We start from the raw sequence: 2,152 nt of genomic DNA, 5'->3' as shown, positions 1-2,152 counted from the left end.
CGTGGGCGCAGGTCCATCCTAAAGGGGTGGTCCCACGTTTTGACGTGTACTGAGGGGAGGAAGACTTCCCCTTCTAGGAGCGAGAGGGGGCTAGGCCCCCCTTACTTAACTATATTGGGGGTATGAGCATGCGGTGGGTGGCCTTTACCATGAGCCTCGTCCTCGCCCTCATCCTCATTAACTTCGGGCTGGCCCCCATCGCGGCCCCCTACCTGGCCTTGGCGGCTTATAACGCCACCCAGGGCCTCTGGCCTAGGGCGGGCGAGATCGCCTTTCGGCTTCTGGCGGGGGTGCTGGCCGCGGGGGGAATATTCGCAGGGGTGAGCATGGGCGGCCCCGGGAGCGTGGGTATGGGGCTCTTCATAGCCCTCCCGGGCCTCCTGACCCTCTTCTCGGTCTACCAGCCCCAGCTCCAGGCCCTGGCCGGAGGCCGGGGGTGGGCGGGGAGGACGAGGAGGAGAGGCGGGGAAGGCCCGGTGCGGGTAGAGCGGGTGGTCCTGGAGGAGCGGGCCCCGGACTTCACCGCCCTGGAGGAGGCCCTGAAGCGGAGGGTCCTCGGCCAGGACCACGCGGTGGAGGCCGTGGTCAGGGGCCTCAAGCGGAAGGCGGCGGGGCTTTCCCGGAAGGAGAAGCCCTACTCCGCCATGCTCGCCGGGCCCACGGGGACCGGGAAGACGGAGCTCGCCAAGGCCCTGGCGGACGCCCTGGGCCGCCCCCTGGTGCGCTACGACATGAACCAGTACGGCCAGGACCACACCGTGGCCGCCCTGGTGGGAAGCCCCCCGGGCTACGTGGGCTCCGACCGCCCGGGGAGGCTTTACGAAGACCTGGCCCGCCACCCCAAGGGGGTCTTCCTCTTCGACGAGATGGAGAAGGCCCACCCCGCCGTCTTAGACCCTCTCCTCCAGCTCCTGGACGAGGGGCGGTTCCAGGAGCTCTCCAAGGGGCTGGTGGCCTCCGCCCCGGAGTGCATCCTCCTCTTCACCACCAACCTCCTCGCCCGGGAGGCCTTCGAGGGGAGAGGGGAGATCCCCGACCACCTTCTCCGGGGCCAGCTGGTGGGGATGGGCCTCCGGCCCGAGTTCGTGAACCGCCTGGACACCGTGGTAGCCTTCCGGCCCTTCACAGAGAAGGACCTCCTCCACCTCGCCAAGCTCCACCTCCGGAAGTACCTGGAGGAGTGGAAGCGGCAGGCGGGGCTAGGCCGCCTGGAGCTGAGGGTGGACGAGGGGGTGTACGCCCTGGTCCTCTCTCGGGTGGACCCCCGCTTCGGGGCGCGGGACCTCCAGCGGGCCATCGAGTCCCTGGTAGCGGATCCCCTGGCCGAGGCCTACCTCGCCCACGGGGGGAGGCCCAAGCGGGTGGAGATCTCACGGGACGGAGGCAAGCTCGTGGTCCACCTAGAATAGGGCCATGCTGACGGTGTACCTAGGGCAGGTGGACAAGAGGCCGTAGGGGGCCATCCCCCTCTTCGCCCGGGTCTTCGCCGTGGAGGAAGAGGGGCCGGAACTCCTTCCATTGGGGGGGACCCGGTGCTGGGCGAGGTGCGGGCGAGGCCCTACTTTAAGGACCTCCCTCCCTCGGAATTCCTCGAGGTCCACCCCGAGGAAGTGCAGGGGGACCTCTTGATCCTGAAGGAAAAGGGCCTGGAGAGGCTGGGGCTTGGCCGGACCCTCAGGGGGCCCCTTTGGGGCTCTTCAGGGGGAGGTGAGGTGAAAGGGAGATGAAACTTGACCGGACCACCGAACCTCTCCAGGGCCTCCTGGAGGCGGGAGTGGGGAATAGAGGAGGGTAGAGTTCGTCCTGGAGAGAAGAAGCCCGTAGGGGTTGTGTAGCAGCGCCAGGAGGAAAGGAGATGAGAAAGCCCCCCACGCCAAAGCGGGTGCGGTACATCCGGTGGCTGGGAAGAAAGCTCGGGCTAAGGGAAGAGGAGCTCCTGAGCCACGCCAGCCGTTTCCTGGCCGAGGAGACCGGGAGGAGGGCGGAGGTGGCGGACCTCCTCGACCTCACTCGGGAGGAGGCGGCGGCCCTCATCGGCCACCTCCTGGTGCTGAAAAGCTCCTTGGAAGAGGACACCGACATTCCGCACCCCTTGTTCCTTGGCCTTAGGATTTTGGGATGGAAACCACACCCAACCTACAGGTGTACGACC

At 67.4% G+C, this 2,152-nt stretch carries 3 protein-coding genes; all 3 read left to right on the top strand.

The genetic code is table 11. From position 1 onward, the window contains the following. Positions 1-122 precede the first annotated feature (122 nt). Positions 123-1,409 carry an AAA family ATPase gene (locus L0D17_RS12985; RefSeq protein WP_243095677.1) on the top strand — a complete coding sequence of 429 codons (1,287 nt, stop codon included), beginning with the start codon at positions 123-125 and terminating at the stop codon, positions 1,407-1,409. 123 nt (positions 1,410-1,532) lie between these two features. Further along, entirely contained in the window at positions 1,533-1,727 is a 195-nt protein-coding gene (locus L0D17_RS12980; RefSeq protein ID WP_243095676.1) for a hypothetical protein, read from the top strand. 128 nt (positions 1,728-1,855) lie between these two features. Then, positions 1,856-2,152: hypothetical protein (locus L0D17_RS12975; RefSeq protein ID WP_243095675.1), on the top strand; the 297-nt coding region annotated here is incomplete at its 3' end.

It is taken from the genome of Thermus thalpophilus (assembly GCF_022760915.1).
Lineage (GTDB): Bacteria > Deinococcota > Deinococci > Deinococcales > Thermaceae > Thermus > Thermus thalpophilus.
Note: the sequence above shows the minus strand (reverse complement) of the source record. Positions and strands in the feature narration are given on the sequence as shown.

Excerpts from the sequence above, each read along its gene's own strand:
- L0D17_RS12985 (WP_243095677.1), top strand. The coding sequence starts at position 123 with ATGAGCATGCGGTGGGTGGCCTTTACCATGAGCCTCGTCCTCGCCCTC.